The organism is Pseudomonas sp. S49, assembly GCF_009866785.1.
In the GTDB taxonomy this organism is placed as follows: domain Bacteria; phylum Pseudomonadota; class Gammaproteobacteria; order Pseudomonadales; family Pseudomonadaceae; genus Aquipseudomonas.
Window position 1 is genome coordinate 1,940,699 of record NZ_CP019432.1, and the last position, 12,305, is coordinate 1,953,003.

The 12,305-nt window shown below is 57.3% G+C and carries 13 protein-coding genes; 10 read left to right on the forward strand and 3 right to left on the reverse strand.

The annotated features are described in order from the left end of the window. The first annotated feature begins 63 nt into the window (after positions 1-63). The 5 genes from sucC (at position 64) to PspS49_RS08565 (ending at position 5,148) form a co-directional block, all read left to right on the forward strand. The gene (sucC, locus tag PspS49_RS08545) at positions 64-1,230 is read left to right on the forward strand and encodes an ADP-forming succinate--CoA ligase subunit beta (RefSeq protein ID WP_007919879.1); all 1,167 of its coding nucleotides are present in this window, start codon (positions 64-66) and stop codon (positions 1,228-1,230) included. Continuing rightward, positions 1,230-2,111 carry a succinate--CoA ligase subunit alpha gene (sucD, locus tag PspS49_RS08550; RefSeq protein WP_008082972.1) on the forward strand — a complete coding sequence of 294 codons (882 nt, stop codon included), beginning with the start codon at positions 1,230-1,232 and terminating at the stop codon, positions 2,109-2,111. Before sucC ends, sucD begins: the two co-directional genes overlap by 1 nt. A 319-nt stretch (positions 2,112-2,430) precedes the next feature. Continuing rightward, a complete protein-coding gene (gene brnQ / locus PspS49_RS08555; RefSeq protein ID WP_127926346.1) occupies positions 2,431-3,744 on the forward strand; it encodes a branched-chain amino acid transport system II carrier protein in 1,314 nt (437 codons plus the stop codon). A gap of 265 nt (positions 3,745-4,009) precedes the next feature. After that, a complete protein-coding gene (locus PspS49_RS08560) occupies positions 4,010-4,747 on the forward strand; it encodes a DUF599 family protein (protein WP_034156247.1) in 738 nt (245 codons plus the stop codon). After that, positions 4,747-5,148, forward strand: coding sequence for an MAPEG family protein (locus PspS49_RS08565; RefSeq protein WP_160038825.1), 402 nt, complete (start codon positions 4,747-4,749; stop codon positions 5,146-5,148). Before PspS49_RS08560 ends, PspS49_RS08565 begins: the two co-directional genes overlap by 1 nt. A 78-nt stretch (positions 5,149-5,226) precedes the next feature. On the opposite strand, the gene PspS49_RS08570 is transcribed toward PspS49_RS08565, so the two are convergent. Continuing rightward, a complete protein-coding gene (locus tag PspS49_RS08570) occupies positions 5,227-5,463 on the reverse strand; it encodes a hypothetical protein (protein WP_007919867.1) in 237 nt (78 codons plus the stop codon). Positions 5,464-5,621: 158 nt separating this feature from the next. Between PspS49_RS08570 and PspS49_RS08575 the strand changes: the two genes are divergently transcribed. From PspS49_RS08575 to PspS49_RS08590, 4 genes are all read left to right on the forward strand, one after another. Beyond that, positions 5,622-6,098, forward strand: coding sequence for a PaaI family thioesterase (locus PspS49_RS08575; RefSeq protein WP_127926347.1), 477 nt, complete (start codon positions 5,622-5,624; stop codon positions 6,096-6,098). Then, a complete protein-coding gene (locus tag PspS49_RS08580; RefSeq protein ID WP_127926348.1) occupies positions 6,095-6,547 on the forward strand; it encodes a PaaI family thioesterase in 453 nt (150 codons plus the stop codon). Before PspS49_RS08575 ends, PspS49_RS08580 begins: the two co-directional genes overlap by 4 nt. Before the next feature lie 82 nt (positions 6,548-6,629). Then, the gene (htpG, locus tag PspS49_RS08585; protein WP_127926349.1) at positions 6,630-8,534 is read left to right on the forward strand and encodes a molecular chaperone HtpG; all 1,905 of its coding nucleotides are present in this window, start codon (positions 6,630-6,632) and stop codon (positions 8,532-8,534) included. Between the two features lie 68 nt (positions 8,535-8,602). After that, a complete protein-coding gene (locus tag PspS49_RS08590) occupies positions 8,603-9,331 on the forward strand; it encodes a dienelactone hydrolase family protein (protein ID WP_150752225.1) in 729 nt (242 codons plus the stop codon). A gap of 350 nt (positions 9,332-9,681) precedes the next feature. Here the strand turns inward: PspS49_RS08590 and PspS49_RS08595 are convergent, their stop codons facing one another. Together PspS49_RS08595 and PspS49_RS08600 are read right to left on the reverse strand one after the other, a co-directional pair. Continuing rightward, positions 9,682-10,548: a pirin family protein gene (locus tag PspS49_RS08595; RefSeq protein ID WP_160038827.1), complete on the reverse strand. Its 867-nt coding sequence runs from the start codon at positions 10,546-10,548 to the stop codon at positions 9,682-9,684. A gap of 61 nt (positions 10,549-10,609) precedes the next feature. Then, entirely contained in the window at positions 10,610-11,026 is a 417-nt protein-coding gene (locus PspS49_RS08600; RefSeq protein WP_007919858.1) for an OsmC family protein, read from the reverse strand. A gap of 153 nt (positions 11,027-11,179) precedes the next feature. On the opposite strand from PspS49_RS08600, the gene PspS49_RS08605 reads away from it, so the two are divergent. Further along, positions 11,180-12,211 carry an amidohydrolase family protein gene (locus tag PspS49_RS08605; protein WP_174245050.1) on the forward strand — a complete coding sequence of 344 codons (1,032 nt, stop codon included), beginning with the start codon at positions 11,180-11,182 and terminating at the stop codon, positions 12,209-12,211. Positions 12,212-12,305 lie beyond the last annotated feature (94 nt).

Genomic DNA, 12,305 nt, shown 5'->3' on the forward strand with positions numbered 1-12,305 from the left:
TGGCGCGGCACTCAAACGAGCGCAGCGCCGAATGCGCAGTACCTAACGAAGACGGTAAAAAGCATGAATCTTCACGAGTATCAGGGTAAGCAGCTGTTCGCTGAATACGGCCTGCCAGTTTCCACTGGTTACGCAGTAGACACCCCGGAAGCAGCAGCAGAAGCTTGCGACAAAATCGGCGGCAGCGAGTGGGTTGTCAAAGCCCAGGTCCACGCCGGTGGTCGCGGTAAAGCGGGCGGCGTCAAGCTGGTTCGCAGCAAAGAAGACGCCAAAGCCTTCGCACAGCAGTGGCTGGGCAAGCGTCTGGTGACTTACCAGACTGACGCCAATGGCCAGCCAGTCACCAAGATCCTGGTTGAATCGTGCACTGATATCGCTAAAGAGCTGTACCTGGGCGCTGTCGTTGACCGTTCGAGCCGTCGCATCGTGTTCATGGCTTCCACCGAAGGTGGCGTGGACATCGAGAAAATCGCTCACGACACTCCAGAAAAAATTCTCAAAGCCACTATCGATCCACTGGTTGGCGCTCAGCCATTCCAGGGTCGCGAGCTGGCATTCCAGCTGGGTCTGGAAGGCAAGCAGGTTGCTCAGTTCGCCAAGATCTTCGTAGGTCTGGCCAAACTGTTCAAGGATCACGACCTGGCTCTGCTGGAAGTGAACCCGCTGGTGATCAAGGCTGACGGCGATCTGCACTGCCTGGACGCCAAGATCAACATCGACGCCAACGCAATGTACCGTCAGCCTAAGCTGAAGACTTTCCACGATCCGTCGCAAGACGATCCGCGCGAAGCGCACGCTGCCAAGTTCGAACTGAACTACGTGGCACTGGAAGGTAACATCGGCTGCATGGTCAACGGTGCTGGCCTGGCCATGGGTACCATGGACATTGTCAACCTGCATGGCGGCAAGCCAGCCAACTTCCTCGACGTAGGTGGTGGCGCTACCAAAGAACGCGTAACCGAAGCGTTCAAGATCATCCTGTCCGACACCAACGTCGCTGCAGTACTGGTCAACATCTTCGGCGGCATCGTTCGCTGCGACATGATTGCCGAAGGCATCATCGGCGCTGTGAAAGAAGTCGGCGTGAAAATCCCGGTTGTTGTTCGCCTTGAAGGCAACAACGCTGAGCTGGGCGCTAAAGTACTGGCAGAAAGCGGTTTGAACATCATCGCTGCTACCAGCCTGACCGACGCTGCTCAACAAGTTGTCAAAGCTGCGGAGGGCAAATAATGAGCGTCCTGATCAATAAAGACACCAAAGTTATCTGCCAGGGTATTACCGGTTCGCAAGGTAGTTTCCACACCCAGCAAGCCATCGAATACGGCACCAAGATGGTGGGTGGCGTTACTCCTGGCAAAGGCGGCACCGAGCACCTGGGTCTGCCAGTGTTCAACACCGTTAAAGACGCAGTAGAAGCCACTGGCGCTACCGCCAGCGTGATCTACGTTCCGGCTCCTTTCTGCAAAGACTCGATCCTGGAAGCAGCTTTCGGCGGCATCAAGCTGATCGTCTGCATCACCGAAGGCATTCCTACCCTGGACATGCTGGACGCTAAAGTTAAGTGCGACGAGCTGGGCGTAGTCCTGATCGGCCCTAACTGCCCAGGCGTGATCACCCCAGGCGAATGCAAGATCGGCATCATGCCAGGTCACATTCACTTGCCAGGCAAGGTCGGTATCGTTTCGCGTTCCGGCACCCTGACCTACGAAGCTGTGAAGCAGACTACTGACGCCGGTTTCGGTCAGTCGACTTGCGTCGGCATCGGTGGTGACCCGATCCCGGGTTCGAACTTCATCGACATCCTGAAGCTGTTCCAGGAAGACCCGAAGACCGAAGCGATCGTGATGATCGGTGAGATCGGCGGTTCGGCTGAAGAAGAAGCGGCTGCCTACATCAAGGCACACGTGACCAAGCCGGTTGTTTCCTACATCGCTGGTGTGACTGCTCCTCCGGGCAAGCGCATGGGCCATGCTGGCGCAATCATCTCTGGCGGCAAAGGCACTGCAGACGAGAAATTCGCTGCACTGCAAGACGCAGGCGTTAAAACCGTGCGTTCGCTGGCAGACATCGGCAAGGCCCTGGCCGAGCTGACTGGTTGGGCTGTCAAGTAAGCCTCGCGCTTAGCTTGCAACTCTGCTGACAAAGGCCACCTTCGGGTGGCCTTTGTCGTTTCTGGCATTCGCTGATTTATAGGCTTGCCCCCAATTACATGCAAAAACGCGACACGGAAACGTCGCGTATCGGATAGTTCGCCCTCTAACAGTGCGTTTGCAAAGCAAATTGGTTAGGCTAGCAGCCATTTTTGCGTCTGCCGCCCACAAGGCATGCAACGCGCTTTAAGGGTCAGTCCCATACGGATCGACAGCATTTCCCTAATTACACAGGGCAATCCCCCTCTAAATTCCGATTCAGTAGTGTGGTATTACCTTAATGAAAGTTTTGAAAGGTCAGGACATCCTGGCACTTGGCTTTATGACGTTTGCCCTGTTCGTCGGGGCTGGCAACATCATTTTCCCGCCTATCGTTGGCTTGCAGGCCGGACCTCACGTCTGGATGGCCGCGCTGGGCTTCCTGATCACCGCAGTGGGTCTGCCGGTGATCACCGTCGTTGCACTGGCCAAGGTCGGTGGGGCAATGGATGCGCTGAGCAGCCCGATCGGCAAGCTGGCTGGCGGCATTCTGGCGGCGGCGTGCTATCTGGCGGTCGGCCCGTTGTTCGCCACCCCGCGCACCGCGACGGTGTCGTTTGAAGTAGGTCTGGCGCCGCTGACCGGCGAGAGCCCGTTGGCACTGTTCCTCTACAGTTCGGTGTACTTCCTGCTGGTGTTCTTCATTTCGCTCTATCCGGGCCGTTTGCTGGACACCGTTGGCCGTTTCCTCGCGCCATTGAAGATCATCGCGCTGGCGGTCCTTGGCATCGCTGCATTCGCCTTGCCGGCGGGTGACATCGGTCACGGCACGCCGGAATACGTGGCGGCACCGTTCTCTCAGGGCTTCATCAATGGTTACCTGACCATGGATACCTTGGGTGCACTGGTGTTCGGCATCGTCATCGTTAACGCGATTCGCTCCCGTGGCGTCGAGTCGCCGGCGCTGATCACCCGTTACGCGATCATCGCCGGGCTGATTGCCGGTGTCGGTCTGGCGCTGGTGTATGTCAGCCTGTTCCGCCTCGGTTCCGGCAGCCACGAAGTGGCAGCAGGCGCGACCAACGGCGCGGCGGTATTGCACGCTTACGTGCAACACACCTTCGGTTCGCTGGGCAGCGGTTTCCTTGCCGTACTGATCTCGCTGGCGTGTCTGGTGACAGCGGTCGGCCTTACCTGTGCTTGCGCTGAGTACTTCAGCCGTGTGCTGCCACTGTCCTACAAGACCCTGGTGATCATTCTGGCGGCGTTCTCGCTGCTGGTGTCCAACCTGGGCCTGACCAAGTTGATTGCCTTCTCGATTCCGGTGCTGACCGCGATCTATCCGCCGTGCATCGTGTTGGTGGCGCTGAGCTTCTGCAAAGACTTCTGGCATGAGCACGGCCGGATTCTCGGTCCGGTGATGCTGGTGTCGTTCATCTTTGGCACCATCGACGCGCTGAAAGGCGCCGGTCTGGCCGACTGGATGCCATCGCAACTGGCGCACTTGCCGCTGAGCGAGCAGGGCCTGGCGTGGCTGGTGCCGTGCGTGATGACCCTGGTGGTTGCAGTGGTTTGCGATCGCCTGCTGGGCAAGCGCAGCGAAGCGGTTGCCTGACGTTGCCTGACCCGCCATAAGCGGGTCTTCAACGCTTGAACAGAAATGCCCCGTATCAATCGATACGGGGCATTTTTTATGCGCGTCAGGCAGTGTCTTTTTCCCTGAGCTAACGTCGAAGGGTTGCCGAAATCTCAATGTGGGAGCGAGCCTGCCCGCGAAAGCGGCGTATCGCGCAACATTGATGGCGGCTGACACACCGCTTTCGCGAGCAGGCTCGCTCCCACAAGTAATCAGTGCGTGTACACACCTCACAAGGAATTGCATGTCGTTCATCCAAGCCAACCTGATCCACCTGCTCGCGGCCGTCTGGTTCGTCATCTGCTGGGGCGGTTATACCCGTTATGCCTCTTGGAAGGGCCGCGATACAGCATGTCTGGCGAGTGTGCTGCACCTGTACCGCGAAGACTGGATGCGTCGCATGCTGCTGCGTGACAACCGGATCGCCGACGCCAGTGTGATCGGCAATCTGGAGCGCAACGCTTCGTTCTTCGCCTCCAGCACGTTGATCATCCTCGCCGGCATTCTCACCGTGCTTGGCGCGTCCGAGCGGGCAGTGTCGTTGCTGGCAGACATTCCGATGGTGCAACAGGCGTCGCAGGGCATGTCGGAAATCAAGTTGCTGTGTCTGGCGATGGTGTTCGTCTACGCGTTCTTCACCTTCAGTTGGTGCATGCGCCAGTACAACTTCGCGGCCGTGTTGGTTGGCTCGGCGCCGATGATCGGTGAACGACATGTTTCCGAACAGGAGCGCAAGGCTTTCGCTGCGCGGGCGGCGCGGGTGATTTCGATGGCGGCCAACCAGTTCAACTTCGGGCTGCGCTCCTACTACTTCGGCATGACCATGCTGGCCTGGTTTGTCAGCCCATGGTTGTTCATGCTGATGAGCGCCGGAGTGGTATTGGTCTTGTACCGCCGCGAGTTTCACTCCGACGTTCTCGATGTCATGGTCTATACCCCTACAGAAGCCCCCATTCCCGAGACAAACAAAGAGGTCGCTTGATGAGTATTCCGTTCTGGTGTGTGTTTATCACTGCGCTGTTGATTTATATCGCGCGTATGCCGGTGGGCAAGGCGATGAAAGAGCAGGGCGGTTACAACAACCACCTGCCGCGCCAGCAGCAGGCGCAACTGACCGGTTACGGTGCGAGTGCGCTGGCGGCTCACCAAAACAGTATCGAAGCTTTCATCCTGTTCGCAGTCGGTGTGTTGATGGCGCACACCACGCAAACGGCAGGCTGGCTGATCGATACATTGGCGATCATTTTCGTGATCGCGCGGATCCTCTACTTGTGGTTCTATCTGGCCGATCTGCCCAAGCTGCGCAGTCTGGTATGGCTAGTTGGTTTAGTCTGTTCGCTGTTGTTGATGATTAGTCCGACTTTTAGAACGGTCTTGCTCTAAGGCGACCTTGTCACTAAATGACAGGCAAAAGAAAACCCGCACTTGGCGGGTTTTCCTTTTTCTGTAGCAAAAAGCGAATTATTGCTTCTTGGCAGCTTCTTCTTGTGCAGCAGCGTTCGATTCAGCCTGAGCTTTGGCAGCTTCGGCGTTTTCTTTCGCAGCGTCGTTCACTTTATCCTGAGCTTTGTTCATGTCTTGCTGAGCTTGTTCAGCATGTTGGTTGGCATCTTGAGCTTTGTCCTCGGATTTTTTATCGCAGGCAGCGAGACCGAGGGAAGCGGTCAACATCAAGGCAATAGCAAAAGTCTTACGCATGGGGTGTTTCTCCTTATGGAAAATAACTACTGGCCTTAAGAACTCGGCGCTACAGGTTAAGTTCCTCATTTCTTTCAGATATATAAGTTTGTTTTGCTACGGAACTTTTGGTCTGTTCGCTACTACTGGCCAATGGCTTTAACGAGAGTAATTATCATATGGCTGAAAACCCCGTTTTTGAGCGCGCGACGCGATTTCTTTCAGCGTTAAGACACTGTCAGGTACTTGGTTTGCGAGTACATGAAGCCTCCAGCGAAGGGCTCACGGTGGTCCTGCCTTATAGCCCGCAAATAGTCGGTAATCCGCAGACCGGGGTTATTCATGGTGGCGCAATTACCTCGTTAATGGACACCGCTTGCGGGATGTCAACGCTCTGTGTGTTGCCGGAATTCGAAGTCTGCCCGACCCTCGATTTGCGCATTGACTATATGCACGCCGCCAAACCGAACAAAGACGTCTATGGCTTCGCCCAGTGCTACCGGGTGACCACCGATGTGATCTTCGCTCGCGGTTTCGCCTATCAGGACGATCCCGAACAACCCATCGCCCATGTCGTCGGTACATTCATGCGCATGGGTAAGGGGCTCAAAGGCACCAAAGGCTTTGGCGGCGTGATCAAGGGAGAAGGGCAATGAGCGACGACCTGAAGCTGCAGTTGCAGCAGGCTCACGCTCAGGGCGATTACGCGCCGCTGTTGCAGTTGATTCCCTACGCCGGGCTGATCGGCATCGAATGCTCACGCGTCGGCGATGAACTGTTGTTCAAGCTGCCGGCGAACAAGGACAACATTGGTAACCCTTTATTGCCGGCGATCCACGGCGGGGTGATTGCCGGGTTCATGGAGCTGGCCGCCGCCCTGCATCTGTTGATCTTCACCGGCGCACCAGGTGTGCCAAAGATTATCGACTTCTCCCTGGATTACCTGCGTGCCGGGCAATTCCGCGATACCTGGGCCAAGTGTCAGGTCTGCCGCCAGGGCCGGCGCGTCGCCAACGTCGCGATCACTGCCTGGCAAAGCACGGAAAGTGAACCGATTGCCACTGCTCGTGCGCACTTCAAAATCGATGAGCCCTTGAAATCCTGAACAGCGCCCCAAACTCACAAGACAACCCGCCGCCGACCATCTCGGGTCGCGGCCACTGCCATCTGATTGGAGTTTGATGACCATGAGTGTGGAAACTCAAAAGGAAACCCTGGGCTTCCAGACCGAGGTAAAGCAACTGCTGCACCTCATGATCCATTCGCTGTATTCCAACAAGGAAATTTTCCTTCGCGAATTGATCTCGAACGCCTCTGACGCTGTAGATAAATTGCGCTTCGAAGCCCTGGCCAAGCCAGAGTTGCTTGAAGGCGGCGCTGACCTGAAAATCCGTGTGAGCTTCGACAAGGACGCCAAGACCGTCACCCTCGAAGACAACGGTATCGGCATGAACCGTGACGATGTGATCACCCACCTGGGGACCATCGCCAAATCCGGCACCGCCGATTTCATGAAGAATCTCTCGGGCGATCAGAAGAAAGATTCGCACCTGATCGGCCAGTTCGGTGTGGGCTTCTACTCCGCCTTCATCGTTGCCGACCAGGTTGACGTGTACAGCCGTCGCGCCGGCACTCCAGCCAGCGAAGGCGTGCACTGGTCGTCGAAAGGCGAGGGCGAATTCGAAGTCGCCACCATCGAAAAAGCAGAACGTGGTACCCGCATCGTCCTGCATCTGAAAGCGGCAGAAGACGAATTCGCTGATGGCTGGCGTCTGCGCAACATCATCAAGAAGTACTCCGACCACATCGCTTTGCCGATCGAGCTGCCGAAAGAAGCGGCTGCTGCCGAAGGCGAAGAGGCTCCGGCCGTTGAGTGGGAAACCGTCAACCGCGCCAGCGCCCTGTGGACCCGTCCGCGCACTGAAGTGAAGGACGAGGAATACCAGGAGTTCTACAAGCACATCGCTCACGACTTTGAAAACCCGCTGGCCTGGAGCCACAACAAAGTCGAAGGCAAGCTCGAATACAGCTCGTTGCTGTACGTGCCGGCCCGCGCCCCGTTCGACCTGTACCAGCGTGAAGCGCCGAAAGGCCTGAAGCTGTACGTGCAACGCGTGTTCGTCATGGATCAGGCCGAGTCGTTCCTGCCGCTGTACCTGCGCTTCATCAAAGGCGTGGTCGATTCCAACGACCTGTCGCTGAACGTGTCGCGTGAAATCCTGCAGAAAGACCCGATCATCGATTCGATGAAGACTGCGCTGACCAAGCGCGTGCTCGACATGCTGGAAAAACTGGCGAAGAACGAGCCTGAGCAATACAAAGGCTTCTGGAAGAACTTCGGTCAGGTCATGAAAGAAGGCCCGGCAGAAGACTTCGCCAACAAGGAAAAAATTGCCGGTCTGCTGCGTTTCGCATCGACCCAAGGCGACGACGGCGAGCAGATCGTCGGTCTGGCCGACTACCTGGCACGCGCCAAGGAAGGTCAGGACAAGATCTACTACCTCACCGGCGAAACCTACGCGCAGGTCAAGAACAGCCCGCACCTGGAAGTCTTCCGCAAGAAAGGCATCGAAGTGCTGCTGCTGACCGACCGTATCGACGAGTGGCTGATGAGCTACCTCAGCGAGTTCGACGGCAAGACTTTCGTCGATGTGGCACGTGGTGATCTTGATCTGGGCAACCTGGACTCGGAAGAGGACAAGAAGGCCGCAGAAGAAGTCGCCAAGTCCAAAGAAGGTCTGGTTGAGCGTCTGAAAACCGCGCTGGGCGATTCCGTGGCTGAAGTACGGGTTTCCCATCGTCTGACCGATTCGCCGGCGATTCTCGCCATCGGCGAGCAGGATCTGGGTCTGCAAATGCGCCAGATCCTCGAAGCCAGCGGGCAGAAGGTGCCGGATTCGAAGCCGATCTTCGAATTCAACCCAAGCCACCCGCTGATCGAGAAGCTCGATGGCGAGCAGAGCGAAGAGCGTTTTGGCGACCTGTCGCACATCCTCTTCGACCAGGCTGCGCTGGCGGCGGGTGACAGCTTGAAGGATCCGGCCGCTTATGTGCGCCGTCTGAACAAGCTGCTGGTTGAACTGTCGGTTTAACCAAGTTGTAGAAAAGCCCGCTTCGGCGGGTTTTTTCATTCTGGTGTTTAACAAATCAGGAGTCAGAAATGAGCCAAGTCACTGTACGTTCCGTGGTCTATCAGATTGACGGCCAGCCTTATGAAGGTCGTCTGGCGTTCGACGTCGAGCACAAAGGTGCGCGTCCGGGTTTGTTGATGGCGCCGAACTGGATGGGCGTCAGCGCCGGTGCCGAAGAGATCGCCAAGTCGGTGGCGGCCGAGGGCTACGTGGTGTTGATCGCTGACGTTTATGGCCAGGCCGTACGTCCGCAGAATGCCGATCAGGCGGGCGCGGCGATGATGCCGTTGAAGGACGACCGTGCGTTGCTGCGCACGCGTATGCAAGCGGCGTTCGAGCAGTTGCAGAAGCAGGGTGAGGCGGCGGTTGATACGTCGAAACTGGCAGTGTTCGGCTTCTGCTTTGGCGGTTGCTGTGCGCTGGATCTGGCTCGCACGGGGGCGGCGGTGAAGGCTGCGGTGTCGTTCCACGGTACGCTGGATTCGCCGAATCCTGCCGATGCGCAGAACATCAAAGGCTCGGTTCTGGTGTTGCACGGTGCCGCAGATCCGTTGGTGCCGAAAGAGCAGTTGCCGGCGTTTGAAGACGAGATGAACGCGGCGAAGGTCGATTGGCAGTTGCTGAGCTATGGCGGTGCGGTGCATTCGTTTACCGATCCGCATGCCAATGTGCCGGGCAAGATGATGTACGACGCGAAGACCGCCAAGCGCGCGTTCAAGTCGATGCATGATTTGCTGGATGAAGTGTTCAAGGGCTGAAAAGCGAAGAGCCCCTCACCCTAACCCTCTCCCAGAGGGAGAGGGGACTGAATGGGGGATGCTTGGGAGTTACGCCGACTTGAAAGGGCTGTGCTGAATCCATAGTCGCCAAGACTTTTCAGGTCGATGTATGACGCAAGATACCTCGGTCGGCTCCCTCTGCCTCCGGGCGGTCCGACGTTTCGGGAGGGCAGGGTGAGGGTGCTGATGGTGGACGCTCAACCAATGCGCCGACCTGATAGGGCATTACCGAATCCATAATCGATAAGGTCTTTCAGGTCGGCGTATAACCTGAGACCACTCGGTCGGCTCCCTCTCCCTCCGGGAGAGGGCTGGGGTGAGGGTGCTTTTCAGCGCGGCAACTCGATCCGGTCAACTTCCCCCGGCACCGTCGGCCAGTCCCCGCCCGCCCATTTACGCCGTGCTTCATCAATCGCCGCCGGATCGCTCGCGACAAAATTCCAGTTGATCCGCCGTGGCCCGTCCAATGGCGCGCCGCCAAATACCACGGCATGCACATCGCTTTCGGCAAACAGACTCATCTCTTCCCCGGCCGGCAATACCACCAACGCATGCGGCTCAATCGCTTCGCCATTCAATTGCGCATCCCCACTCAACACATAAACCGCCCGCTCTTCATGCTCGGTCGGAATCAGCAAAGTGGTCGCGGTTTGCATGTTCACTTCCGCGTACAACGTAGGAGAAAGCACCGGCACCGGCGATTCCAGGCAAAAGCCTGACCCGGCAATCATGCGGATCTGTACGCCAAGGTTATCGCTGACCGGCAATGTCGCTGCCGGGTGATGGCTGTAATGCCCCGGGCCTTGCTCGTGATCCTTGGGTGACGCCAGCCAGATCTGCAAACCGTGCATCGTGAAACTCTGGTCCCACAACGGTTCCGGTGTGCGCTCGACGTGTGCAATCGCACTACCAGCGGTCATCCAGCTGACGTCACCGGCACTGACCACCTGATCCGAGCCAAGGCTGTCCTTGTGCTGGATCTGTCCTTCAAACAAATAGGTGAGCGTCGACAGACCGATGTGCGGGTGCTGTCGGATGTTCATGCCTTTGCCCGTCGGATAAACCGTTTCGAGCATGTGATCAAAAAACACGAAAGGCCCGACGCTGCGGCATTTGGCTGACGGCAGCGGGCGCAGAATCGGCTGCCCTTCGACGTCTTCGGCGCGTGGGCGGATGATCAGAGGTTGCGTGTCCATGGTGCATTCCAGGCTGAGCGGGTGATGCCAGAAGCATAACCCGCCGCTGGCGTGAGGAGGATTACTGGCTGTCGAAGCCTTGTGGGGCGTGGGTTTCGATGCTGACGTCGGTGGTCGTCATCAGTTTGTGAATCGGGCAACGGTCGGCGACGCGCAGCAGTTCCTCGCGCTGGGCGTCGGTCAGGACGCCTTTGAGAGTAAGGGTGACGTGCAAGACGTATTTACCTTTTTGCTCTTCGCTGTTGTCACGTTTGACGTCGACACCGACGCCGGTCAGCGGGATGTCTTTCTTCTTCGCGTACATCTTCAGGGTCAGCGCTTTGCAGGCGCCGAGGGCCGCATCGAAATAGTCGTGCGGCTCAGGTGCCGAGCCTTCGCCGCCGGCGGATTTCGGTACGTCGGCAAACAGTTCGTGGTCATCAATCTGTACGGTATGGCGGAAACCTTCAGCGGAGACGGTATTGACGGTAACGGTCATGGGAACCTCACTGGCAGTAGGAAAAGTCGCTTCGATCAAAAAAGACCTTGCAGTTATAGAGCATTCCCACCGGTACGCGTTCCACTTTCCTGCGGGATGAACCCTTGTTGTCGGGGCGCGGTCTAGGCTATGCCTACTTTCTGGAGATTACTTGTGTCCCTGTATCGTTTGAGTCTCGCCTGCCTTCTGCTGCTTGCCGGCAACGTCAGCGCCCGCGAATACACCTACAGCGATGCGCACCTGCATTACGTCGATTTTTTCCAGGAAAGCGCGGGCATGGCGAAATTGCTGACGGCCATGCAGGACAATTCCATCGAGCATGTGATGATTTCCGGCATTCCGGTTGCTAAGAAGTGGCATGAGGACGAACCCAAGCGCCCGCGCTATTACGCCGGGGATGACGCCGATGCTTACTGGTATAGCGCGACTGACGTGATTGTCGCCGACGCCGTGCAAAAACTGAGCGCAGAACAACGCCCGTACTTTCATCCGTTTCTTTCCGGATTCAACCCGAACGACAAGAACTCCGCCGCGCACATCCAGCGCATGCTCGATCTTTATCCGGGGCTGTGGCAGGGCATCGGCGAGGTGTTCACCCGCCATGATGACCTGACAGCGCTGACCTCTGGCGATACGCCGCGCGCCAACAACGAAGCGATGACCAAGATCTATCACCTGGCAGCCGAGAACGATCTGCCGGTGTTGCTGCATTCCAACATCACCTCCAAGCGTGAGAAAAATCCGCTGTACCTGAAGGAAATCGAAGAACCGCTGCGTAATCATCCGCACACGCGATTCATCTGGGCCCACGCCGGGACCAGCGCGGAGATTCATCGACATCAGACCCAGCTGACATTTCTGCTGCCAACCCTGACGCGTATGCTTGAGGCGTATCCCAACCTGTTTATCGATCTGTCCTGGAGCATGCTCAAGCCGTATCTGCTGGACGAGCAGGGCAAACCGCGACCGGAATGGCTGGCGTTGGTCGAGAAATACCCCGAACGCTTCATGCTTGGCTCCGATGTGGTAGGGCGTTTCAATAAGCTCGGTCAGGAAATACACAGCTTCAAGCCGTTCCTTGATGCCCTGCCGGAGAACATTGCGCAAAAGGTCGCGAGAGATAACTTCCTGGCTATCTTGCCGCGAACGGAGTTCAAGTCCGGCAAAACCACGCTGAATCGTTAATGCCGACGGTTCGAAGGATCAAGGCCTTTTGATATCGCCTTTTCGTCTTACGCAAATTTTCACCGGGCCGATACCTTCTAAAGCAACCAGCTGC

Coding starts and splice junctions, on each gene's coding strand:
- sucC (WP_007919879.1), top strand. CDS start 64: ATGAATCTTCACGAGTATCAGGGTAAGCAGCTGTTCGCTGAATACGGC.
- sucD (WP_008082972.1), top strand. CDS start 1,230: ATGAGCGTCCTGATCAATAAAGACACCAAAGTTATCTGCCAGGGTATT.
- brnQ (WP_127926346.1), top strand. CDS start 2,431: ATGAAAGTTTTGAAAGGTCAGGACATCCTGGCACTTGGCTTTATGACG.
- PspS49_RS08560 (WP_034156247.1), top strand. CDS start 4,010: ATGTCGTTCATCCAAGCCAACCTGATCCACCTGCTCGCGGCCGTCTGG.
- PspS49_RS08565 (WP_160038825.1), top strand. CDS start 4,747: ATGAGTATTCCGTTCTGGTGTGTGTTTATCACTGCGCTGTTGATTTAT.
- PspS49_RS08570 (WP_007919867.1), bottom strand. CDS start 5,463: ATGCGTAAGACTTTTGCTATTGCCTTGATGTTGACCGCTTCCCTCGGT.
- PspS49_RS08575 (WP_127926347.1), top strand. CDS start 5,622: ATGGCTGAAAACCCCGTTTTTGAGCGCGCGACGCGATTTCTTTCAGCG.
- PspS49_RS08580 (WP_127926348.1), top strand. CDS start 6,095: ATGAGCGACGACCTGAAGCTGCAGTTGCAGCAGGCTCACGCTCAGGGC.
- htpG (WP_127926349.1), top strand. CDS start 6,630: ATGAGTGTGGAAACTCAAAAGGAAACCCTGGGCTTCCAGACCGAGGTA.
- PspS49_RS08590 (WP_150752225.1), top strand. CDS start 8,603: ATGAGCCAAGTCACTGTACGTTCCGTGGTCTATCAGATTGACGGCCAG.
- PspS49_RS08595 (WP_160038827.1), bottom strand. CDS start 10,548: ATGGACACGCAACCTCTGATCATCCGCCCACGCGCCGAAGACGTCGAA.
- PspS49_RS08600 (WP_007919858.1), bottom strand. CDS start 11,026: ATGACCGTTACCGTCAATACCGTCTCCGCTGAAGGTTTCCGCCATACC.